Source organism: Fundidesulfovibrio butyratiphilus, from assembly GCF_054657235.1.
Genome location: NZ_BAAHXA010000001.1, coordinates 1097683 through 1120084, shown reverse-complemented (window position 1 = coordinate 1120084; position 22402 = coordinate 1097683). Strand labels below are relative to the sequence as shown.

Here is a 22402-nt window from a genome sequence, read left to right as displayed (position 1 = left end):
CAATGACGGTGACGAATCAGGGTGTATCCCTTTCTCCGGCCCCGGCGGATCTCAGGTTTGGCAAGGACCCGTTTCTCGACGCCTGGATTTTGCACTTCCTGAGCGAAAACACCCTGGTCTATGCCATCGACCCCCAGGACAACGCCTCTCCCGAACAGCTGCGCTTCATGGTGGTGCTGGGCACGGACCAGATTTTCGTTCCCTGCTCCGACGAAATGCTGGCCCTGCTCCTGGAAAAAAGTCCCGAGCCGCTCCTCATGGATTCCTACGCCCAGGCGTGGCGGCAAGTGCAGGATCTCATCGAGCAAAACGCCCAGGGCGACTACGACAAGATGATGATCCGGTCGCTTTGCGACCATAAATACCGTCAGGCCTTAAGCGACCGGGTGATGATTCCTTCGCGGCTGCTCAAGCGGTTGACCACCATCGTTCTGGCCCAGACCGGACAGGACGACCCCGGCCGGGAGCGCAGGAAGTCGCTCAACCGCCGGGCCTTGCGGTTCCTGCAAAGTTCGAGCATGCATCGCCTGCTCACCACCTGCCCGGGGATTTCTCCGGCCTGCCAGAGCATAGAGGACATGCGTTTCGAGCTGAACATGCTCGAAATTTCGCGCCTGCTGGCCTTGTCCGTCTGGGAGGACCTCTGGGTCGGGGACGGCTCCGGCCCCAGCCCCGAACAGGTGGAAGCCCTCATGGCGGCCAGTCCCGACATGGAGCCCCTGCGTCGTATCCTGGGGTCTTCCGGGATCAAGTCCATGAAGATTCTTTACGTGCCGGAAACCTCGGGCGGGGTGATTTTCGACATTCTGGTGGCGCGTTGCCTGATTCGCATGGGACACCGGGTGGTGCTGGCCCTCAAGGAGGGCTTTGCGCTCGACTCCCCCACCTTCTGGGACGCCCAGGACGATCCCACCCTGAACCAGGCCCTGCTCGGGGCGACCTTCCTGGCCGACACCAGGGCGACCAAGAACGCCTTGCTGCGGGCTGTGCGGGAAAATCCCCTGCTGGTCATTTCCGACGGGTCGCGCGAGCGCCTCAACCTGCACAAGGTGAGCGTCACCTTTTCCCGGGCTTGGAAGGAGTGCGACCTGATTCTGGTCAAGGGCGAGAGCAACTATCGGCGCACTCTGCTCACCAGCGCCCGCTTCACCCGCGACATCCTGAGCGTGCGGCGCACGCCCGAAGGCGCGACCCTGGTGGAAGCCAAGCCCCGTCCGGGCGGCGTGCGCACCTTCACCGAGCCGGAAATTTCGGCCAAGTCCGAGGCCATCATCAGCCGCATGCGTTCGGAAAAGGCCGCCGGCAAGTCCATCATGTTCTATTCGGCCATCGTGGGCTCCATTCCCCACGAGACCGACATGGCCATCAAGGTGCTGAACACCTTTGTGGCCCATTTGCGAAGCCGGCTCACAGGCACCTATGTGGTCAATCCGGCCGAGCACTTCGAGGAGGGCATGGACGCCGACGACCTCATGTACATGTGGGAAAAGGTGCAGCGTTCGGGGCTCATCAACGTCTGGCGCTTTCAGACCTACGCGGACATCGAGACGGCTTTCGAACTCATGGGGCGTCCCGTGCCGCCCGTTTGGGCCGGAAAGGACGCCACCTACTCCACGGGCTGCACCAAGGAGATGCACATCGCCCAGGACGTGCAGAGGTCCCAGCCCGAACTCCAGATCATCGGACCGAGCCCGGAAAAGTTCCTGCGGCGACGCGAATACGGGGTGGGCAAGTTCTTCGACGCGGCCATCGCGGCACGCTAGAGCCCGTGGGCTCTCCCCGCCGGGTGCGTCCGCTTCACGAAAGACTCGCGGGGCGTTTCCTGGGAAGCGTCCCTGCACTGCCGGACACGACCGCGCCGGCACAATTCGACCCGGCACAGGGGGGAGCGCGCATGCAATACGACCTCGTGGTTCATGTGGACTCGGACGAACGCAAGGTCCTGGACCTGGCTTTGGGCAACATTGTCAACTACCTGGCGGCTCTGCCGGAAGAAACTTTTCAAGTGGATCTGGTGGCCAACGGTCCGGCGGTGACGCTGTTCGTCCGGCCCGGCGAGGCCGTGGCCCGGAGTGTGGCCGACCTGGGCGCGCGGGGGGTGCGTTTCAAGATGTGCTCCAACGCCTTGCGCAAGTTCGGCGTGGCCGAGGCGGATCTGCTCGATGGCTGCCAGGTCGTTCCGGCGGGCGTGGTGGAACTGGTGCGCCTGCAGCGTCAGGGCATGGCGTATATCAAGCCGTGAAGCCGCGCGGGATGAACGGTTTTTCTTTTGCCGCGGCAAAAATGCCGGAGGCGGGATTGCGTGCCTGCCTTCCCCTTGCGTTTTGTTCTCTTCTTTTTGTATAAAAAGAATTATGTTTCGAAAATTGAGAGGATTGGTCTTGCGAAACCGCGCGGGGATTCTTGAATGCCCGTGGAGCGGTCCGGTTTTCTCACGGTTTCGGGCTGGTGCCGTGACAAGGTGGTTGCTGTGAATCCTCCCAATGCATTGCAAGCGCCAAGGCGTGTTCTCGTGGTGGATGACGACCCGCTCAATGTTCGGGTCATGGCCCGGTTCATCGAAAAGCTGGGACATGAAGCTCTGGGGTGTCGGAACGCGGAAACCGCCCTGAGCCTGGTGGACGAGTCCATTGATCTGCTCATCGTCGACGTCATGATGCCGCAATCGACGGTTTCACCCTGGTGCGCTCCATTCGCGCGCGCCATGAACTCGACGATCTGCCCATCCTCATGGCCACCACCCTGGACGACAAGGACTCCCGGCTCGAGGCCGTGAAGGCCGGGGCCAACGACTATCTTTCCAAACCCATCGATCAGACCGAATTCAACATTCGCGTGGAAGGACTGTTGCGTCTCAAGGCCAGTCGGGACGAGGTGCGCGGCCACATGGCTCTCCTCGGCAAGGTGGTGGAGGAGCGCACCAACGATCTGCGCGAGGCCCTGGCCGGACTGCGCAAGTCCAGCAGCGAGGTGGTCCTGAGGCTTTCCACGGCCGCCGAATTCAAGGACGACGACACGGCCGCCCACATCAAGCGCATGAGCCTCTACGCCGCCTTGCTGGCGAAGCGTTGCGGCCTGCCGGACGGCGAAGTGCAACTGCTCCAGGAAGCCAGTCCCATGCACGACATCGGCAAGATCGGCATCCCGGACGCCATTTTGCTCAAGCCGGGAAAGCTTACGCCCCAGGAGTGGGAGGTCATGAAGCGCCATGTGGAATACGGCGCGAAGATCCTTGGCGATTCCGACCTGGAACTCATCGCCGCCGCCCGCGAGGTGGTCTGGACCCACCACGAGCGCTTCGACGGCTCGGGCTACCCCAAGGGCCTCAAAGGCGAAGGCATTCCCCTTTCTGGCCGTATCTGCGCCGTGGCCGACGTGTTTGACGCCCTCACCAGCAAGCGCCCCTACAAGGAGGCGTTCCCGCTTGGGAAAGCCCTGGGCATCATGGTGGAGGGGCGCGGCGCGCATTTCGACCCTGCGCTGCTCGACCTGTTCCTCGACAGTCTGACCGACGTGAAGGCCATCATGGCCGATCACCCGGATTAGACGGGAAGAACGCCTCCGGCGGCCAAGGGGCGCCGCCCCTTGGAACCCCGCTGGGGGGAGAGCCTCCCCCCGGACCCCGGCGTGTGCGAGCGGGAGGGGTGAAAATATACATGGGGCTGTCAGCTCGCGAGGGGAAGGCGAGAAGAAAAAGGGAGCAGGGAGACACAACGCCACCGCGCAAGGAAGGGAATTTATTTCAGTTGGACAATACATGAAAGCGCCGAGCGTTGAACACCCGGCGCCATATTAAAGTTGTTTATCCTTCATGTTTTTGTACACCCTGCCGTCGTTTCTGTTGCCGACAAGTAGACCTTCCACGCGGGAGACATCATACCGGTAAATGATGCGGTACTCTCCGACGTCCACACGTATCAGCCCAGCTTTTTTGTATTCTTCGCCCTTGAGAGTCTTTGAATCGTTTGGTTCCGGGGCTTCGGAGAGTCCAAGTATCTTTTTGCATACCTGGCCGCACTGTTTTCCCAGAAGCTCCCGAATGAACTTTTCCGCATCCCTGGTAAAGTCAATCGTCCTCGACAGCTTCTTCATGGAGTCCCCGCAGAAGTGTCTTCATGGCCTCCTCGGGTCCAGTCATGCCGTTTTCCAGGGCTTCAAGCGCTCGCTTTCCCCAATAGGCGTCCTCGTAGGAGGACAAGCGGTCGTACTCTTCGGTGGACAAGAGCACAGCGTATCTGCTCCCGGATTTGATGACCTCGACCGGTCCCTTGCGAGACTCATCAAGATACCATCCGAATCTGTTCTTAACATCTGTGGAGTTTGCCCTGACCATAGAAGTACCTCCTGTCTACCTGTCCTCCCCCTGGCCCAGGCGTCCCAATCCCCGCAGGCAATCGGGGATTCTCATGGGGGTCACCCCCTTGAGCCGCCGGAGGCTCTTCCTTCTTCTCTTTCTCCTTGCCTCAATCCTCGTTTTTCGGCGCGTGGCTGCCCCGGAAGTATAACCGCACCGGGGCGTGCTTGATGTCGAAGAGCTTTCTGATCTGGTTTTCCAGGTAGCGCGAGTAGGAGGTCTTGATCCGTTCGGGATCGTTGACGAAGAACACAAAGGTGGGAGGCACGGTGTCGGTCTGGGTGAGGTAGTAGAACTTGGCGCGCCGGCCCTTGACCAGGGGGGCCTGGTGCTTGCTCACGGCCTCGCGCAGCAGGCGGTTGAGCGCGCCGGTGCCGACGCGGATGTGGCATTCCTTGCGCAATTTTTCGGCGGCGGGCAGCAGTTCGCGCAGCCCTTTGCCGGTAAGCGCCGAGGCGTAGAGCACCTGCACGTGGGGGCAGATGCGCAGTTCGTGGCTGAGTTCCTGCTTGAGTTCCTTGAGGGCCTGTCCCGGACAGAGGTCGATCTTGTTGACCAGGATGAAGAACGGAATTTTTTCCTTGTCCAGGTAGGCGATCAGGCGCTTGTCCTGCATGGCCACGCCGCCGGGGCCGTCGATGACCAGGATGGTGACATCGGCACGCTTGCCGCTGCCAAGCGCGGTCAGGCTGGATATGCGCTCCAGGGAGTCGTCGATCTTGGTCTTGCGTCGCACGCCCGCGGTGTCCACGAACACGTACCGCCGGCCGCCGCGCTCGAAGGCCACGTCCACGGCGTCGCGGGTGGTGCCGGCCTGGGAACTGACGATCAGGCGCGAGTCGCCCACCAGGGCGTTGACAATGGAGGACTTGCCCGCGTTGGGTCGCCCGAGCAGGGAGAGGGTCAGGCCGGTGGGCGCGGTTTCCTCGGGGGCTTCGTCCTCGGCCGGCAGGCGGGCCAGGATTTCGTCCACCAGGGTGCGCACTCCGAAGCCGTGTTCGGCCGAAACCGGGGTGAGGTCCAGTCCCAGGGAATGGAACTCCGCCGTAAAGAGGGCTTCCTTTTCGGGGCCGTCCACCTTGTTCACGGCCACCAGCACGGGCTTTCCCGAGGCGCGCAAGAGTTCGGCCACGCGTTCGTCCTCGGCGGTCAGGCCGTCGCGCCCGTCCACCACCAGCAGCACCATGTGGGCGGCCGTGACCGCTCGCCGGGCTTGTTCGAGCACGTCGGCCTCCAACCCCTGGGGGTCTTCCAGGGTGAGGCCGCCGGTGTCCACCAGGTTGACCGGGCGTCCGGCCAGCACTGCGCGGCTTTCCAGACGGTCGCGGGTGACGCCTGGGCGGTCGTGGGTTATGGCCTTGCGCCGGCGCAGCAGGCGGTTGAACAGGGTTGATTTGCCGACGTTGGGCCGGCCGATAATGGCGATGGTATGGGGCATGGGCTTGGTCTCCGGATGGCGGCGGGCGGGCCCGCTGGGTTTCGGCGCGCGCCCGGAGGGGCCGTATGCGCCAGGCGAGGCCGTTTCGTCAACCGGCGGGAGCGAAACGGGCCGAAAGTTCCTCGACGCCCACGAGTTCGGCGTACACCTGCCCAAGGGCGGCCATGAAGGCGGCGTGCACCTGGGGAGCGCCCACCACGGTCTGGCCGAAGGTCAGGTCGCGCGTCGCGCAGGCGTCTGCCAACACGGTGCAGGCGAATCCCAGGTCAAAGGCGGCCCGCACCGTGGCGTCCACGCACATGTGGCTCATCATGCCCGCGAAGAAGACGCACTCGGGGTTCGTGGCGCGCAGGATGTCCAGGAGCGGCGTGTTCCGAAAGGAGTTGGGAAAACGCTTCTCCACAATGGATTCGCCGGGCAGGGGGCCGGTCAGGGGATGGAGGTCCGCGCCGGGGGTGCCTTCCTCGAAAAAGGCGGCTCCCCGCGCCGACAGGTGGCGCACGTGGATAACCGGCAGGCTTCGGGAGCGAAACAGGTCCTGGGCCTGGCGGGCCTTGGCGGCTGCCGCCTCGGCCTGGAAGAGCTCCATGCGGCCGCCGGGAAAATAGTCGTTTTGTATGTCGATGACGACAAGCGCGTAGGCCATGGTCGTGTCTCCCGGGCGTGGGCCTGACCGCACCCTGTTTCGCCCTGTACCGTATCAGTGTTTGGGGTTGTTGTCCGCGAAAAGAGCGGACGTGTCCCCGACTGGACGCGGCTTACAGTTCCGGGGCGCCGGCCGGCACCAGGCAGACCAGCACCAGGGGGGTGTCGCCGGTGTTTTTCACCTGATGCTCCCGTCCGGGGTCGACGAAAACCACACTGCCCGGACTCACGGCGCGCCATGTGCTCCCGTCGAAGATCTCGCCCTGGCCGGCGTGATAGAACATCTCGTGCTCCCAGGCGTGGGTGTGGCGCGGGGTATGGCCTCCCGGGGCGATCTCGAAGACGCGCATGCAGAAGTTTGACGCGCCGTCGGCCTTGCCGATGACCACGCGGCCTTCAAGACCTTTGGCCGGATCGGTGTTGAACCGGGTGGAGGGAGCCTTGGAGTAGTGATCGAGGTGTTTCACGGGGGGTCTCCTTGCGGGACGGACGTGTCGTCCGCCGGGGATGGCGCCGGGCGGGCACGGTGCGGTCCGCCCGGCGGGGCAAACTGTCTGGATGGGAACGTCTCGAACGCGCGGCGCTTGGTCCTCGGGCGCCGCGACGGGTCTGGCCGAACCTTGCGCGTTCCGGTTCGCCGGCTTCAACCGCCGATGATGCGGGCGATGTTTTCCCGGTAGGGGGCGCGGATGACCCCGCGCTCGGTGACGATGCCCGCGATGAGCTCCGAGGGGGTGACGTCGAAGGCGAAGTTGTACACGCCGACGCCCTTCGGGGTGATCTGGTGCTCGCCGATGTGGGTGACCTCGCGCGGGGTGCGGTCCTCGATGGGAATCTGTGCTCCCGAGGCCATGTTCAGGTCGAAGGTCGAGGCCGGGGCGGCCACGTAGAAGGGCACGCCGAAGTGCTTGGCCAGCAGGGCCACGCCAAAGGTGCCGATCTTGTTGGCCGCGTCGCCGTTGGCCGCGATGCGGTCGGCCCCCACCACCACCTTTTGCACCATGCCGCGCTGCATGAGCAGGGCGCAGGCGTTGTCGCAGGCCACCTTGACGGGCAGTCCGTCCTTGGCCAACTCGTAGGCGGTCAGGCGCGCGCCCTGTAGAAAGGGCCGGGTCTCGTTGGCGATGACCGAAATCTTCTTGCCCTGCTCGAAGGCTCCCCGGATCACGCCCAGGGCCGTGCCGTAGCCGGCCGTGGCCAGGGCGCCGGCGTTGCAGTGGGTCATGACCGTGTCGCCGTCGTCGATCAGATCGGCCCCGTGACGGCCGATGGCCTTGTTGATCTCGATGTCCTGGACGTGAATGTCCTTGGCCATTTCCAGCCATTTGGCCTGCAGGCGGGGCAGACTCAGGTCGGAATCGGCCTGCCAGGCCCGGCGCATGATTTCCACGGCCCAGCGCAGGTTCACGGCCGTGGGTCGGGCTTCTTCGAGGTCGTGCAGGAGTTTTTCCAACCGGGCCTTCCACTGGGCGTCGGCGGGGTCGAGTTCGCGAGCGGCCAGGTAGCAGCCGTAGGCAGCGGTCACGCCGATGGCCGGAGCGCCCCGCACCACCATGGTTTGCAGGGCGTAGATGCAGTCCTTGGTGGTCTTGACCGTGAACATTTCCTCCCGGCCGGGCAGAATGCGTTGGTCGAGCAACAAAAGGGCGTCGTCACCCACGGAAAACTGAATATGGTCGGTCATTGGCGTTTCTCGAAAAGGGTTAGCGGTCCGTTGGAAAAATCAATCCTTGGGGCCTGTTCAAAAACCGCGCCGGCAAGCCGAAAACAAGCAGAGCCGAAGCCCGGTCCCCATACGAAAGGACCCGGTCCTTCCGCAACGACCCGGCCGGAGGGGCGTTTTTCGCAGGCTGCTAGCCGAGCTTCTTGCGAAGCATTTCGTTGACCAGGCCGGGATTGGCCTGGCCTTTGGTGGCCTTCATCACTTGTCCCACGAAAAAGCCCATGAGCTTGGTCTTGCCGCCGCGATAGGCCTCCACCTCGGAGGGGCTGTCGGCCAACACCTTGTCCACGGCCGCCTCCAGCGCGGAAGTGTCCGAAATCTGGACCAGGCCCTTGGCCTTGACCAGTTCCTCGGGGTCGGTCCCGGTGGCGAAGAGTTCGGAGAAGATCTGCTTGCCGATCTTGCCCGAAATGAGCCCCTCGTCCACCAGACGCACGAGTTTGGCCAGGTTGGCCGGAGTGAGGGGCGAGTCCTGGGCGGGCTTTTTGGCCTCGTTGAGTTCGCGGGCCAGCTCGCTCATGATCCAGTTGCAGAGTTTTTTTGGCTGGTCGTAGGCGGCCACGGCGGACTCGAAATAGTCGGCCAGGTCGCGTTCGGCGGTGAGCAGGCCGGAGTCGGCGGAACTCAGGCCGAGTTCGCGCTCGAAGCGCTCCCGCCGGGCCCTGGGCAGTTCGGGCAACTGGGTCCGCCAGGCGTCGATCTTGCCTGCGTCAAGGCGCACGGGCACCAGATCCGGGCAGGGGAAGTACCGGTAGTCGTTGGCTTCTTCCTTGCCGCGCATGGAAACGGTGACGTTTTTTTCGGCGTTGTAGAGCCTGGTTTCCTGCACCACGGGTACGCCGTCCTCCACGCATTCGGTCTGGCGTTCGATCTCGTACTCGATGGCCTTTTGCACGTGGCGGAAGCTGTTCAGGTTCTTGAGCTCGGCCCGGGTGCCGAACTCGCGCTGACCCTTGGGCCGGATGGACACGTTGGCGTCGCACCGGAACGAGCCTTCCTCCATGTTGCCGTCGCAGATGCCCAGATACACCAGGATGGCGCGCAACTCCTTGAGGTAGGCCACGGCCTCGGTCGCGCTTCGCATGTCCGGCTCGGAAACGATTTCGATAAGCGGCACGCAGGACCGGTTGAGGTCCACGTAGCTGGCGTTTTCGCCCTGGGCGTGGATGTTCTTGCCCGCGTCTTCCTCCATGTGGATGCGCGTGACGCCCACGGTCTTGGGGCCGGCCTCGGTGAGGATGTCCACGTGTCCGTGTTCGCAGATGGGCAATTCGTACTGCGAGGTCTGATAGCCCTTGGGCAGGTCGGGGTAGAAATAGTTCTTGCGGGCGAAAACCGAGACGGGATTGATGGCGCAATCCACGGCCAGGCCCATCTTGGCGGCGTATTCCACCACTTTCTCGTTGAGCACGGGCAAAACGCCAGGCATGCCCGAACACACGGGACAGACGTTCTCGTTGGGCTCGGCGCCGAACGTGGTGGAGCAGGTACAGAAAATTTTGCTCTGGGTGCGCAGTTGGGCATGGACTTCCAGTCCGATGACCGCCTCGAACTCGGCCATGAATCGCTCCTTGGCTAGGGGGAATGGCTTGCCTGTGCGTCGGAAAAGTCGAACCGCTCGGCCTGGATTCCGATGGAAAAGGCCGTCATCTCGGGACGGACGCGGTCAGGCGTTGTCCGGTCACGGTCTTACAGGCAGGGCCGGGTCCGGTCAATGGGAAGCGCCCGTCGTCGACGTTGACTTCCGGGCGGGTTTTGTGCTGCACTCCGGAAAAGGTAAGAAGCGCTGTTGTTTTTGTGTCTTTCACGGGAGGGTCTGATCGTGAGGAGTGTTCGAGAGTCGTTTGTTGTGTTTGTCGCTGTTGTTGTTGCAAGTGCGATCGGATTTGGAAGCGTGAATGCGCAGTGCGCTTCAATCGATAAAGATAAATCTGTCGTCGCATGGAATCTTCCTGTTGATAATCAAATCATACAGAGAGAAAGTTCGGGAAATGGGAAAGTACAAATTCAGTTTTCAGGCGGAGCCGATGGTAATGTTGTCGTAAAATTGCAGTCTGAAAACAACAGGATAAAACGGGAGTTGACAGTTCCCCTGGTGGGTGGAAACGGCCAGGGTGCTTTTGTGGACATCCCGCCCGGAATGTATGTCCTGGCGACCGAAGCCTCTGGGAAAAAAGAATCACGACGTATCGGTGTCGGCGACGTATATATTGTGGCGGGACAATCGAATGCGTTGAGTTACTTCGCCGGGCATGCCTGGCCCCGTTCCAACACAAACAAGGTGAGCGCGAACATGGCCGCCGGCATGGACATGCAGACGGGTAACGCTTTGAGCGTCAAACGCTATCCTGACCTTGACCACTTCTTCATGCCCGTAAAGAAAGGGCGATTGACCACGAGCGTCTGCTGGTTCGCCTGCGGCGACATGCTTGTCAGGAATTTTGGCGTTCCAATCGGTTTTGTCAATGTTGCGGTGGGCGGGAGCAATTCCTCGCAATGGCTGCCGGGCGGAAAGAATTTCGCACTCCTTGCCGAAGCCGCCACGCGCTATCCCTGCAGAGCCGTCCTCTGGGTGCAGGGCGAGTCGGACGTTCGCAACCTCTCCCAGGAAAAAAGTTATGAGAACTTGGTTCGTATCATATCGGAAACGCAAAAAATCACAAAAGCGCCCTGGGTCGTGGCCCTCACGTCCTGCCGGGTTGATTCGCCAGGTTCAGAAGCTCCTGTTCGCCAGGCTCAGAAGCAGGTCATTTCTTCAAAACTCGCTTTGCAAGGCCCGGATACGGATACGCTGCGGTACGTCCCGGGCTATACCATCGTGGACGGGCTGGAACTCGTCGGGCCCGGGTTGGATCAGTATGGAAAGATGTGGTACGAGGTGTTGAAACGCTATATCGTCGAAAAGCGTATTTGATGGAAATAGAATTCCCGGGCGATGGGGCGCGGGTATTTTGCCTTGAGCCTGTGGCGTCAGGTGGGCCGCGTTTGGCCTCTGCGCTTTTGAGAGACATCCGTGTGGACAGACCAAGCCCGTCGTCGACGTTGACTTCCGGGCGGGTTTATGCTGCACTCTGAAAAAAGTATCCGTATTTATCACGGGAGCATACCCATGGTCGCATCGATTCTCCGGCTCGCGCCGGTCGTTCTTCTTCTGATCCTGCCGCTTTTTGGTTGCACGGAGTATTCGCAAGGCGGAGGCTACTACGCCCCGCCGCCTCCGGGCTACTACGGCAATCCCTATCAGGGCTACACCCGCTCCCCGCGCTCCTACGACGAGGAATACGCCAACTACAAGGCCTACGAGGAGCGTCGTCGCAAGGTGGAAGTCAATTGCACCATGGGGTGGCAGAACTGCATGAACATGTGCAACGCATCACGCGATCCCCACCAGCGCAACATGTGCGTGGCCAACTGCAACAACGCCAGGAACAACTGCTTGCGGAACTTCTAGCTGCCTGTTGAAAAGTTCCCGCTGGCCGCGTCGCGTAGAAGAAGTCAAACCCGCCGGTATGAGCAATACCGTTCGGGCTTGACTTTTTCTTGCGCCTCGCCGGCGCCTTCTGTTGAACAGGCTGCGAGAATCGACTTTTTTCAACGGGCTGAGAGGGGAAGCAATGTATACCAATCCGACCAATCGAAAGAGGGGGGCCCAACGGGGCGGGCCCCTTTGGCCGCCGGAGACATTTCTTCCCTCGTCCCCCTCCCGCGCCGACATACAGCCCCGCGCCCGGTGACACGCCGTACGCGCCCGGCCCTTCTTCATTCGTGAGCCGGCCATAGCTTTCGCATACCCGGCCCGCGCGTCCCTTCCCCTCCCCGCGCCGTTTCAGCCCAACAGGCCGAGCTGCGTTTCCTTGCGCACGGTCTTGGCCACCATGTGGGAGCGGGTGGCGCCGGCCAGGTCGAGTTTCTTGAGTAGTCGTGAGGGCTTGAGCGTGAGCTGGCGGCCGTAGAGCTCACGCTTCCGGGCGTGGCTCAGGTAGAGGCGCGATTTGGCGCGGGTCAGGCCCACGTAGAAGAGGCGTTCTTCTTCGCGTTCGTCGGGCGGTGTCTCGCCGGGAGAGGGCGTGCCCGTGAGCAGGCCGGCCCCGGCGAAGGGCAGGATGCCGTCCTCCAGGGCGGGCAGAAACACGGCTTCGAACTCCAGGCCCTTGGACGCGTGCAGGGTCATGATGCGCACCTTTTCCGCGCGCCGGCCCACAAGCTCCAACTCGGTCTGCCCGTTGACGAAGGAGAGCAGACCAGGCCATCCGCCCTGGGCGGCGTAGACGTCGCACAGTTGGGCGAACTCTCGGCTTTGCCAGAACAGGCGGTCAAAGGGCTGGATGTCGCGCAGGTGGAGGGCGATCTCCTTGGGACCCCTGGCCAGCACCTGGTCCGGGCAGGTCAGGGGGAGCGCGCCTTCTCTGTCGGTCAGGCCCAGGAATCGGCCGGCCGCGTTCAGAATGGCCTGGACCCGGGCGTCGGCCCAGAAGGCTTCGGCCTCGGGAACGGAGCAGGGCACGCCGAATTGGGTGAGCGCCTTTCGGATGGGGCCCATGAGGCCCTTGAAGCGCACGAGAACGGCCACGTCGCCGGGGGAGAGCCCGGCCCCGGGTCGCGTTCCGGCCAGGGTGGCCGACGTGGGGCCGAGCAATGCGCGAATTTTTTCCGCCATCCAGGAGACTTCCCGCAGGGCAGAAGGCGCGGTGAACTCGACGATTTCTCCGGCTGGGCCCTGGCGCGTGGCCAGGAGACTGGGCGAGTCGGGAAAGACCCCATGGGCCAGATCGAGGATGGCCTGGGTGGAGCGGTAGTTCTCGGCCAGGCTCACCACCGCGAGATCGGGCCAGAAGTCGGTCAGGGTGCGTTCAACATGGCTGACCGCGCCCCGGAAGGCGTAGATGGACTGCTTGGGGTCGCCGATGGCGAAGAGGCTTCGGCCGTGAGCGCCGACCAGGGCGCGCACGATGGCCAATTGCAGGGGGGAAAGATCTTGCGCTTCGTCCACGAGAACGTGCTGGAAGGGGATTTCGGGGACGCCGGATTCGATTTTTTCCAGCCAGAATTCGAGCAGGTCGGTGTAGTCGACCAGGTTCCAGGAGGCCTTTTGCCGGGCGTAACGCGCGGCCGCTTCCCGGGCGGGGTCTGCCGCGGAACTCGGGGCGGGAGTGGTTCCCGGCGGGGCCTGCGCCGCATGGTACGACCCGCCTTGCTCCCGTGGCCGGCGCAGGCATTCCCGATCCAGGCCGAGGTCGCGCCAGGCCTGTTTGCGCTGCGCTCCGGTCAGTTCCGGGTTGGCCTGGGCGAAAAGGCGGGACGCGGCGTCTTCCGAGAGCAGCACCGGTTTTTCGCCGTAGGCTTCGGTCCAGGAGTCGTAGGCCAGGGCGTGCAGGGTGTCGGCCGTCACCGGCAGGGCCCCCAGGCGTTCGCGGAGTTCCTGGGCGGCGCGGCGGGTGAAGGTGACCACCAGCACCGAGCCGGGGGCCGCCCCGTTTTCCACCAGGGAACGGATGCGGGCCACCAGGGTGTGGGTCTTGCCCGTGCCCGGACCGGCCAGCACCAGGGTATGGGCGGACGCGGCGGTCGCGGCCCTGGCCTGGGCGGGGTTGAGCGCCGGAGCGGATGCCGGGGGGGATGCGGGCTCGGGGTCGGGATCGGCCGGGTCGGTGCCGGAGGGAGCGCCGCCGGGCGCATTGTGGCCGGTGGCCTCGGGACGGCTCTTGGCCCGGGCTGGCTGGGCGGCGCGGTCCGGCGGTGGGGCCAGGCCTACGCCCCGCGAGAGGCGGGTCAGTTCGCCGGGGGCGAAGACGCTGATGCGTCCGTACTCGCCGTCGAAGCCGGGGCGGCGAAACACCCGCCCCTGGCGCATGCGGCTGATGGCCTCGGCCAGCAGGGGGCTGTCGGCGGAAAGGTCTTCCAGGGGCGCGTCGGAAAGGATGTGCATTTCCGGCCCCAAGCGTGCGAGGAGTTTGGCCATGTGAGCCCGGACTTTCTTGGTGGCCGGGCCGGCCTGATGAAGTTCGCCCAGCACTTCGGACAGGGGGACGAGCGAGACGAAGCCCGGGCGTCCCGGGGGATGCTTGGGCTCCTGGCGGTCGGCCAGATCCATGACCCGATGCAGCACGCCGATGGTCAGGGGCTTGCCGCAAACGGGGCAGAGTCCGCCCTTGGCCTTGGTTTCCTGGGGGTCCAGGACCACCGAGCAGGCCCGGTGCCCGTCCAGATGGTATTTGCCCTCTTCGGGAAAAAATTCCACCGTGCCCAGGAAGTCGTGCCCCACGCCCTCTCCGCGAAGCGCCCGATAGATGCCTTCGTAGGAGGCCGGGCCGGAAAAGAGGTTGGCCTCGCGTCCGAGCTTTTCGCCCGAGTGCGCGTCGGAGTTGGAGATGAGCCGGAACCGGTCCAGGCTGGAGAGCAGCCAGTTCATTTCGGGATCGGAGGACAGTCCGGTCTCCAGGGCGAAAATTTCGTTGGAAAGCGGCCCGAAGCACTCTTCGATGCTGTCGAATCCGGATTTGGACCCGAACAGGGAGAACCATGGGGTCCAGATGTGGGCGGGCACGAGAAAGGCCAGGGGGTCGGTTTCGAGCACCATCTCCAGCAGGTGGCGGCTGTCCAGGCCCAGGATGGGCCGTCCGTCGGACTGGAGGTTGCCCACCCGTTCGAGCTTGGCGTTGAGCTTGAGCACGGCTTCGAAGCTCGGCATGTACACGAGGTTGTGCACCTTGCGCACCTTGCCGTCGCGCTTGTAGATGGAGCTGATTTCGGCGGACAGAATGAATTTGGAGTCCCCGGGCACGGGGCAGCCGTCCAGCCACGGGATTTCGGCCTCCAGGCCCTTGGGGTCCTTGAGACGATAGAGTCCCTGCCCGTCCTCCACCAGGGTTTCCGAGAGTTCGGAAAGCCAGGCCGGATGCGTAAAGTCGCCCGTGGCCACCACGTCGATTCCCTTGACCCTGGCCCAGGCGGCCAGGTTGCGGGGAGTGAGGCCTTTGCTGGTGGCCCTGGAGTACCGGGAGTGGACGTGCAGGTCGGCCCTGTACAGGTCCATGATATGTTGCCGCCTTTTGTCTTTCCCGAGGGTGTATCCGCTTTGTCCGCCGTGCGCAACGCCGGCGGCGGGGCGACGCTTCAGGCCTCGGGCGCCGTTTCGCACAGGCCGCGCCTGGCGGCCGATGGGCTTACCGGCGCACCTGGCCGCAGGAGGCGGCGAAGCGCTGGAAGTCTGTGCGCGCCTGGTCCTGGGCCTTGCGCCGGGCCGCGTCCACCACGTCCAGGCGGCGGATGAGGGCCAGGGTGACGTCGGGATCGTGCGCGCCCATTCGGGCCGAGTCCTCCATGATGCGCACCGCGCTGGGCAGCGCCATGCCCGCCCGGTAGGGACGGTCCTCGGCCAGGGCGGTGAAGATGTCGGCGATGGCCAACACGCGTGAGCCCAGGTCCAACCCGGGGGCGACCACCTGGTGGGGATACCCCTTGCCGTCCAGGCGTTCATGGTGGTTGACCACCCAGCCGGCCACGGTTTCGAAACCCGGCGCTTTGCACAGGGCCGCGTGGCCGAACAGGGCGTGGTTGCGCATGAGGCGGGTTTCCTCCTCCGTGAGGGCGGCCGGCTTCATGATGATTTCGGCGGGCACGCCCAGCTTGCCCAGGTCGTGCAGTTCGCCGGCCAGCCCCAGCCTGGAGAGGGTGCGGGAGTCCATGCCCATCTCGCGTCCCAGGGCCACGGCCGTGGCGGCCACGCCCAAGGAGTGCGTGGCCGTGAACCGGGAGCGGAAGTCGATCACCTGGGAAAACAGGCGCGACAGGGAGCGCACTTCGCCCGGTTCCAGCCTGGGATTGTGACCGTCCGGGAGCAGGGCGCAGGTGGTTTCCGGGTGGGGGGTGTCCAGGCCGCTCCAGAAGGTCGAATCCGCGGCCAAGTCTTCGAAGGCCTGGACATAGAGGGGATTGAAGGACTTGTCCGCGCCCTGGCGAAGACGCGCGATCAGGCGTTTGCGGTCCACTCCCTTGTTCGAGGCTCGGGGCAGTTGCGTGTCCACCCGGTCGGCCAGGCAGAGCAGGTTGGCCAGTTCGGCTTCGGCGCGCACGGTTTCAGGGCTTTGCAGGGTTTTGGTCCAGGGGTCGTGATGGCGGCGCACCAGTTCTGCGGCGCGGGCCAGGCGGGGATGGCCGTGGAGCAGGCGAAAGCCCACCTCGGCGTGGGTGCGGTCCCAGGCGTCGAAGGCCAGGGCCTGGAGTCGGTCCTGCAGGGAGAACGCGCCCACGTCGTGCACGAGTCCGGCCAGGATGAGCTCGGCCCAGTCCTTGTCGTCGAGGCCCAGGGTTTGTCCGAGCCGGCCGGCGATGGAGCTCACCCGTCCGTGGTGGCCCACCACGGCGGGACTGACCAGGTCCATGGCCGCCGAAAGGCAGCCGATCATGTCGAGCAGGCTCATGCGCATGGGAAGCGTTCCCTTTGATGAGGCGAACAGGTCGTTTCGTCAGGAGGCGTTCGATCCGGGGGGCGAACGCGCTTCCTGCCCTTGGTGCGTCGGGTAGGGGGAAATGCGACAAAAGAACGCCGGTATTTGAAAAGAGAATAATCCGGACCAATCCCATGGGCAAGCGTCCGGACGCGCCCAAAATCGGGAAGAGGCCATGGGACCGCGGCGCGCGGCGCCGGCGGCCGCGCGGCGTGGTTGTCGCGCGCCGGCGTCCTAGCAGCCCGCCCAAAAAGTCGATTCTTGCAGCCTGTGCAAAAAATTTGCTGGCAAGGCGCGCAAAAAAGTCAAGCTCGAAGCGTAGTTGGCATCCGTTGAGGGGGTGCGTTTTTCGCAGCAACGCAGCCAGCAAGGATTTTTCAACAGACTGCTAGGACGGGGCGCAGTCCGAGGGATCGCCCTTGAGCTTGTCCAGGGCATGTTCGATCGCCGGCAGCACGGCCGCAAGATTGTCGCGCACGCCGCCCGGCGACCCCGGAAGATTGAGGACGATGGCGCGTCCGAGGGTCCCGGCCACGGCCCGGGAGATGACGCCGCGCGAGGTGGCCTTGAGACTGGCGATGGTCATGGCCGTCTCGAAGCCGGGCAGCCTTTTTTCGATGACGTCCTGGGTGGCTTCGGGGGTGATGTCGCGCGGGGCCAGGCCCGTGCCTCCGGTGGTGACCACCAGGTCGAAGCGCTGGGTCAGGCAGAGGTCCACCAGCAGCGCCTTGAGCCGGGCCGGCTCGTCGGGCAGGATGTGCCCCTGGATGACCGAGAGGGTCAGGGCCTTGGCCACCACGTCGGCCACCAGGGGGCCGGAGGCGTCGCGGCGCAGTCCGAGCACGCCCTTGTCGGACAGGGTGATCCAGGCCAGGCTCAGGCCCTTGGTCCAGGCGTGCAGGGTGGTGGCCCCGGCGTTGACGGACACCATGTCGAGCGCGTCGGCCAGGACCACGTCCAGGGCCGGTCCGGTTCCCCCCTGGGGCCAGCGCATGCGGCCGGCCACCTGGAACAGGGCGTGCCCCGGGGTGCGGCCCAGGTAGGCTCCGACGGGCAGGGCGGGCAATCCGCCCACGGCGGTGAATGCGGGATGAAGGCCGCCGGCTTGACCGGGGACGAGAAACGCGCGCTGTCCCGTGGGCACGGTCATGGCTTGGTCGATGGCGAGGAGCAAAGTGTCGTGCATGGGGCCGCCTGGTGGTTGCTGGTGGTGCGGGTGGACCGGGCGGGCGCTCGGGGGAAAGCGCGGCCCGGCGGGACGAGCGCCCGGACGTGCGGGAGAAAAAGAAGGGCCCGCGTGGGTCCTGGGGGCGTAAACGGTTGCAAAAAGCGCCGCGTTGGGCCAAAAGCCTCGAAACCTCTTCACGCGAGGAGCACATGAAAGGCATCATCCTGGCCGGCGGCTCCGGCACAAGGCTTTATCCTATCACCAGAGTCATCAGCAAGCAGCTGTTGCCGGTCTACGACAAGCCGATGATTTATTATCCCTTGTCGGTGCTCATGCTGGCGGGCATCCGCGACATCCTGGTCATCTCCACTCCGGGTGATCTGCCCCGGTTCGAAGAAATGCTCGGGGACGGGTCCTTCGTGGGGCTCAATCTTCAGTACAAGGTGCAGCCCAAGCCCGAGGGATTGGCCCAGGCCTTCATCCTGGGCGAGGAGTTCATCGGGAGCGACAAGGTCTGCCTGGTGCTGGGCGACAACATCTTCTACGGCCAGGGCCTGGCCCGGGTGCTGCAACGCTGCGCCCGGCTCGAAAAGGGCGGCGTGGTCTTCGGCTACAAGGTGCGCGACCCGGAACGCTACGGCGTGGTGGAGTTCGACGCCGACCGCAAGGTCATCTCCATCGAAGAAAAGCCCGACAAGCCCAAGAGCAAATTCGCGGTCACGGGCCTGTATTTCTACGACAACGACGTGGTGGACATCGCCAGGAACCTGAAGCCCTCGGATCGGGGAGAGCTCGAAATCACCGATGTCAACAACGCCTATCTGCGACGAGGACAGCTTTCCGTCGAGTTTCTCGGACGCGGCTACGCCTGGCTCGATACCGGGACCCACGAGTCCCTGCATCAGGCCGCGTCCTTTGTTCAGGCCATCCAGGACCGGCAAGGCCTCAAGGTCGCCTGCCTGGAGGAGATAGCCTTTCGCATGGGCTACATCTCGGACGCCCAGCTCGAACATCTGGCCCAGGACATGCTCAAGAACTCCTATGGGCAGTACCTCATGGAGGTCGTCCGCGAGGCCAGGGGAGAAAACTAGCCATGAAAGACGTCATCGCCGTTCCCAAGGGATTTTCCTTCGCCGCCCACGCCGGAGGCCTGCGCTACCAGGGCCGCGACGATCTGACCCTGATGGTTTCGGACCGGCCGGCCGCCGCCGCCGGGGTGTTCACCAAGAATCTCTTCACCGCCGCCCCGGTGACCTGCGCCCGCGAAAACCTGGCCGCCACACAGGGCCGGGCCCGGGCTTTTCTGGTCAACGCCGGCCAGGCCAACGCCTGTACCGGCGCGCAAGGGCTGGAAAATTGCCGTGAAACCCTGGATCTGGTGGGAGCCGCGTTGGGCATCGCCCCCCAAGAGATCCTGCCCGCCTCCACCGGAGTGATCGGGCCGCAATTGCCCATGGAGGTCTTCCGGGCCCAGGTGCCGGGGCTTGCGGCCAAGCTCGGGGTTTCCGGCCCCGTGGACGCGGCCAAGTCCATCACCACCACGGACGCCTTCCCCAAGACGGCCTGGGCCGAGGTGGAACTGGACGACGGGCGCGTCGTCACCCTGTTCGGCATGTGCAAGGGCGCGGGCATGATCTGCCCCAACATGGCCACCATGCTGGGCTTCGTGCTCTGCGACGCCGAGGTCGCCCCCGACGTCTGGCAGGATCTGCTGGGCGCGGCCGTGGACGCCAGCTTCAACGCCGTCACCGTGGACGGCGACACCTCCACCAACGACTGCGTGCTGGCCATGGCCAACGGCGCTTCCGGGGTGGCGTTCGAGTCCGAGGAGGATATCGACGCCCTGGGCATGGCCCTGACCGAAGTCTGCCAGGCCCTGGCCTACATGGTGGTGGAAGACGCCGAAGGCGGCACCAAGGTCATTCGCATCCACGTCACGGGAGCGGCCGACAACGCCCAGGCCGAACTCGCGGCCCGGACCGTGGGGCATTCGCCCCTGGTCAAGACGGCCATGTTCGGGCGCGACGCCAATTGGGGCCGCATCGTGGCCGCCCTGGGCAGAAGCGGGGCCGCGTTCGATCCCGACCGGGTGAGCGTGTCCATCGGCCAGATTCCGGTCTTTGCGGAAGGCCAGCCCGTTCCTGGCGATCTGGACAGCCTGCTCGCCCCCCACATGCGCCGGGGCGAAATCGCCGTGGACATCACCCTGGGCGACGGCGAGGGCGAATATTTGCTCCTGGCCGCCGACCTGACCTACGATTACGTCAAGCTCAACGGCGATTACCGCTCCTAGCGGCGCTGTTCGCAGGGCTTTTCAGGCGGCGTTCCGACCGGTCGGGACGCCGCCTTTCGTTTTTTCGCGTTTCGGCCGGCGACGGGAAGGGCTTTTCCGTACAGACACGGACCGGCGCTTTCGTGTATGGAATCCGCGAACCGAACACGGGACGCCGGGCGCCCGGGAGGTTCCGGCGACGAGGCGTCTCCACGCGCGGGACGCCGGTCTGAAACAAACGCAAAGCGGGGAGTGGCGAAAATGGCGCATGTCGTTGCATCGGGCGGTTCCTACGAGCCCGGCACCAGGAGGAAAAGCGTGGCGACCTTCGTTTGTCTGATGTTTTGTGCCCTGTGGATTTTGTTCCCGACGCGCAGCGCATGCGCCGCCGACCAACCCAAACCCGCCTCCCAGGTCACCTTGGCCGCCAACGCCAAGCTCAAAACCCTGCTGGATTTCGGAGACAAGCAGGATTTCGAGGACGCCACGCGGGGGTTCGTCGCCCCGTTGCCGGACGGCGGCAAGATCGTAGACGCCAAAGGCAAGCCCGTGTGGGACATGACCCGATTCGCCTTTGTCGCCAATCAGGAGAACGCCCCGGACACGGTCAATCCCAGCCTTTGGCGGCAGTCGCGCCTGTGCATGCAGGGCGGGCTTTTCAAGGTGGTGGACGGCATCTATCAGATCCGCAACGCCGACCTTTCGAACATGACCGTCTACGAGGGCAAGACCGGCATCATCGTGGTCGATCCCCTGGTCTCGGCCGAAACGGCCAAGGCCGCCCTGGACTTGTATTACGCCCAGCGACCGAAAAAACCGGTGGTGGCGGTGATCTATTCCCACAGCCACGTGGACCATTACGGCGGCGTGCGCGGCGTGGTGGATGAAAAGGACGTCGTTTCCGGCAAGGTCAAGATCGTCGCGCCCAAGGGCTTTCTGGAGGCGGCCATCACCGAGAACCTGCTGGCCGGTCAGGCCATGGGCCGCCGGGCCGCCTACATGTACGGCAACCTGCTGCCGCCGTCGCCGGTGGGGCAGGTGGGCGCGGGCCTGGGCACGACCACGTCCGAGGGAACCGTGACGCTGATCGCCCCCACTCAGCTCATCACGCACAACGGCCAGACGCTCAATATCGACGGCCTGGACTTCGAGTTCATGCTGGCCGAGGATTCCGAGGCGCCCGCTGAGATGCACTGGTACATCGAGCAGTTCAAGGCCCTGACCGTGGCCGAGAACTGCACCCACACCCTGCACAACACCTACACCCTGCGCGGGGCCAAGATCCGCGATCCCCTGTCCTGGTCCAAGTACCTGAACCAGGCCCTGACGCTTTGGGGAGACAAGTCCGTGGTCATGTACGGCATGCATCACTGGCCCGTGTGGGGAGCCGACCGGGTGAAGCGCATGTTGGCCCTGCAGCGCGACGCCTACCGCTACATCAACGACCAGACCCTGCGCCTGGCCAACCTGGGCTACGGGCCGGACGAACTGGCCGACGCCATGGCCTTTCCCGAGCCCATCCAGAAGTTCTGGGCCCTGCGCGGCTATTACGGCACGCTGTATCACGACGCCAAGGCCACGTTCGTGAAGTACCTGGGCTGGTTCGACGGCAATCCGGCCACGTTGCACGTGCTCGCGCCCGTGGAGCGGGCCAAGAAGTACGTGGAGTACATGGGCGGGGCCGACGCCGTGCTCGAACGCGCCCGCAAGGACTTCGCCAAGGGCGAGTACCGCTTTGTGGCCGAGGTGCTCAACCAGGTGGTGTTCGCCGATCCCAAGAACCAGGCCGCCCGCGACCTGGAAGCCGACGCCCTGGAGCAGATGGGCTATCAGGCCGAGTCCGGGCCCTGGCGCAACTTCTACCTGAGCGGCGCGCAGGACCTGCGCCAGGGCCGCCAGCCCCGGCCCGAGGGACGCGCCACCAACGCCGACGCCATGCGGGCTTTGACCACGGACATGCTTTTCGACTTCCTGGGCGTGCGTCTGGACGGCCCCAAGTCCGCCGGGAAGCGCCTGGCGCTCAACCTGCGCTTTACCGATCTCAAGGAAGACGACGTGCTGATTCTGGAAAACGGCGCGCTGTCCCACACCCTCAAGTCGCAGGACAAGGACGCCGACGCCACCTTGACCATGGACCGCAAGACCTTTCTGGCCCTGGTCATGGGCGCCAAGACCGTGGACCAGGCCGTGGCCGACGCGTCGCTGGCGATGCAGGGCGACAAGGCCGCCTTCGAGACCCTGGTGTCCCTGCTCGACAGGTCCACCGTGTGGTTTAGCCTGGTGACGCCCAGAAACACGCCGTAATCCCCGACCTGGTTCCTGACGCCCCCCGGACGCCCCCGAATCGAGGGGGTC

The 22402-nt window shown here is 64.5% G+C and carries 18 protein-coding genes and 1 pseudogene; 9 read left to right on the top strand and 10 right to left on the bottom strand.

Annotation, left to right across the window (positions count from 1 at the left end; translation table 11 throughout):
- Nucleotides 1–2 precede the first annotated feature (2 nt).
- The 4 genes and pseudogenes from ACYQ01_RS05460 (at nt 3) to ACYQ01_RS05445 (ending at nt 3546) form a co-directional block, all read left to right on the top strand.
- Entirely contained in the window at nt 3–1763 is a 1761-nt protein-coding gene (locus ACYQ01_RS05460; RefSeq protein ID WP_459932815.1) for an ARMT1-like domain-containing protein, read from the top strand.
- A 131-nt stretch (nt 1764–1894) separates the two neighbouring features.
- A complete protein-coding gene (locus ACYQ01_RS05455; RefSeq protein ID WP_459932814.1) occupies nt 1895–2242 on the top strand; it encodes a DsrE family protein in 348 nt (115 codons plus the stop codon).
- Nucleotides 2243–2407: 165 nt separating this feature from the next.
- A pseudogene (locus ACYQ01_RS05450) lies at nt 2408–2772 on the top strand (response regulator); the annotation flags it as partial.
- Between the two features lie 114 nt (nt 2773–2886).
- Nucleotides 2887–3546, top strand: a complete 660-nt coding sequence (locus tag ACYQ01_RS05445; protein ID WP_459933891.1) for an HD-GYP domain-containing protein — start codon at nt 2887–2889, stop codon at nt 3544–3546.
- 246 nt (nt 3547–3792) lie between these two features.
- Here ACYQ01_RS05445 and ACYQ01_RS05440 read toward each other — a convergent pair whose 3' ends face one another.
- The 7 genes from ACYQ01_RS05440 to gatB all read right to left on the bottom strand — a co-directional run bounded on the left by ACYQ01_RS05440 (nt 3793) and on the right by gatB (nt 9721).
- Nucleotides 3793–4092, bottom strand: coding sequence for a type II toxin-antitoxin system RelE family toxin (locus ACYQ01_RS05440; protein WP_459932813.1), 300 nt, complete (start codon nt 4090–4092; stop codon nt 3793–3795).
- Nucleotides 4067–4333: a type II toxin-antitoxin system prevent-host-death family antitoxin gene (locus tag ACYQ01_RS05435; protein WP_459932812.1), complete on the bottom strand. Its 267-nt coding sequence runs from the start codon at nt 4331–4333 to the stop codon at nt 4067–4069. The genes ACYQ01_RS05440 and ACYQ01_RS05435 overlap by 26 nt, the downstream gene beginning before the upstream one ends.
- Nucleotides 4334–4463: 130 nt before the next feature.
- Nucleotides 4464–5792 carry a ribosome biogenesis GTPase Der gene (der, locus tag ACYQ01_RS05430; protein ID WP_459932811.1) on the bottom strand — a complete coding sequence of 443 codons (1329 nt, stop codon included), beginning with the start codon at nt 5790–5792 and terminating at the stop codon, nt 4464–4466.
- 88 nt (nt 5793–5880) lie between these two features.
- Nucleotides 5881–6438: a cysteine hydrolase family protein gene (locus ACYQ01_RS05425; protein ID WP_459932810.1), complete on the bottom strand. Its 558-nt coding sequence runs from the start codon at nt 6436–6438 to the stop codon at nt 5881–5883.
- 112 nt (nt 6439–6550) lie between these two features.
- Nucleotides 6551–6904, bottom strand: a complete 354-nt coding sequence (locus ACYQ01_RS05420) for a cupin domain-containing protein (protein ID WP_459932809.1) — start codon at nt 6902–6904, stop codon at nt 6551–6553.
- Nucleotides 6905–7080: 176 nt separating this feature from the next.
- Nucleotides 7081–8121: an S-methyl-5-thioribose-1-phosphate isomerase gene (mtnA, locus tag ACYQ01_RS05415; RefSeq protein WP_459932808.1), complete on the bottom strand. Its 1041-nt coding sequence runs from the start codon at nt 8119–8121 to the stop codon at nt 7081–7083.
- A gap of 169 nt (nt 8122–8290) precedes the next feature.
- Entirely contained in the window at nt 8291–9721 is a 1431-nt protein-coding gene (gene gatB / locus ACYQ01_RS05410) for an Asp-tRNA(Asn)/Glu-tRNA(Gln) amidotransferase subunit GatB (RefSeq protein ID WP_459932807.1), read from the bottom strand.
- A 333-nt stretch (nt 9722–10054) separates the two neighbouring features.
- On the opposite strand from gatB, the gene ACYQ01_RS05405 reads away from it, so the two are divergent.
- Complete coding sequence (locus ACYQ01_RS05405) at nt 10055–11074, top strand: sialate O-acetylesterase (protein ID WP_459932806.1); 1020 nt, start codon at nt 10055–10057, stop codon at nt 11072–11074.
- A gap of 195 nt (nt 11075–11269) precedes the next feature.
- Nucleotides 11270–11611 (top strand): hypothetical protein, encoded by a 342-nt coding sequence (locus ACYQ01_RS05400; RefSeq protein ID WP_459932805.1) that lies wholly within the window; start codon nt 11270–11272, stop codon nt 11609–11611.
- Nucleotides 11612–11986: 375 nt separating this feature from the next.
- On the opposite strand, the gene ACYQ01_RS05395 is transcribed toward ACYQ01_RS05400, so the two are convergent.
- The 3 genes from ACYQ01_RS05395 to ACYQ01_RS05385 all read right to left on the bottom strand — a co-directional run bounded on the left by ACYQ01_RS05395 (nt 11987) and on the right by ACYQ01_RS05385 (nt 17793).
- On the bottom strand, nt 11987–15193 hold the full coding sequence (locus ACYQ01_RS05395) for a UvrD-helicase domain-containing protein (protein WP_459932804.1): 3207 nt from the start codon (nt 15191–15193) through the stop codon (nt 11987–11989).
- A 130-nt stretch (nt 15194–15323) separates the two neighbouring features.
- Nucleotides 15324–16586 (bottom strand): HD-GYP domain-containing protein, encoded by a 1263-nt coding sequence (locus tag ACYQ01_RS05390; RefSeq protein WP_459932803.1) that lies wholly within the window; start codon nt 16584–16586, stop codon nt 15324–15326.
- Between the two features lie 409 nt (nt 16587–16995).
- The gene (locus tag ACYQ01_RS05385; protein ID WP_459932802.1) at nt 16996–17793 is read right to left on the bottom strand and encodes a MogA/MoaB family molybdenum cofactor biosynthesis protein; all 798 of its coding nucleotides are present in this window, start codon (nt 17791–17793) and stop codon (nt 16996–16998) included.
- 191 nt (nt 17794–17984) lie between these two features.
- On the opposite strand from ACYQ01_RS05385, the gene rfbA reads away from it, so the two are divergent.
- The 3 genes from rfbA to ACYQ01_RS05370 all read left to right on the top strand — a co-directional run bounded on the left by rfbA (nt 17985) and on the right by ACYQ01_RS05370 (nt 22351).
- Nucleotides 17985–18866, top strand: coding sequence for a glucose-1-phosphate thymidylyltransferase RfbA (gene rfbA, locus ACYQ01_RS05380; RefSeq protein WP_459932801.1), 882 nt, complete (start codon nt 17985–17987; stop codon nt 18864–18866).
- 2 nt (nt 18867–18868) lie between these two features.
- Nucleotides 18869–20068 carry a bifunctional glutamate N-acetyltransferase/amino-acid acetyltransferase ArgJ gene (argJ, locus tag ACYQ01_RS05375; RefSeq protein WP_459932800.1) on the top strand — a complete coding sequence of 400 codons (1200 nt, stop codon included), beginning with the start codon at nt 18869–18871 and terminating at the stop codon, nt 20066–20068.
- A gap of 297 nt (nt 20069–20365) precedes the next feature.
- Nucleotides 20366–22351, top strand: a complete 1986-nt coding sequence (locus ACYQ01_RS05370; protein WP_459932799.1) for an alkyl/aryl-sulfatase — start codon at nt 20366–20368, stop codon at nt 22349–22351.
- Nucleotides 22352–22402: the final 51 nt, after the last annotated feature.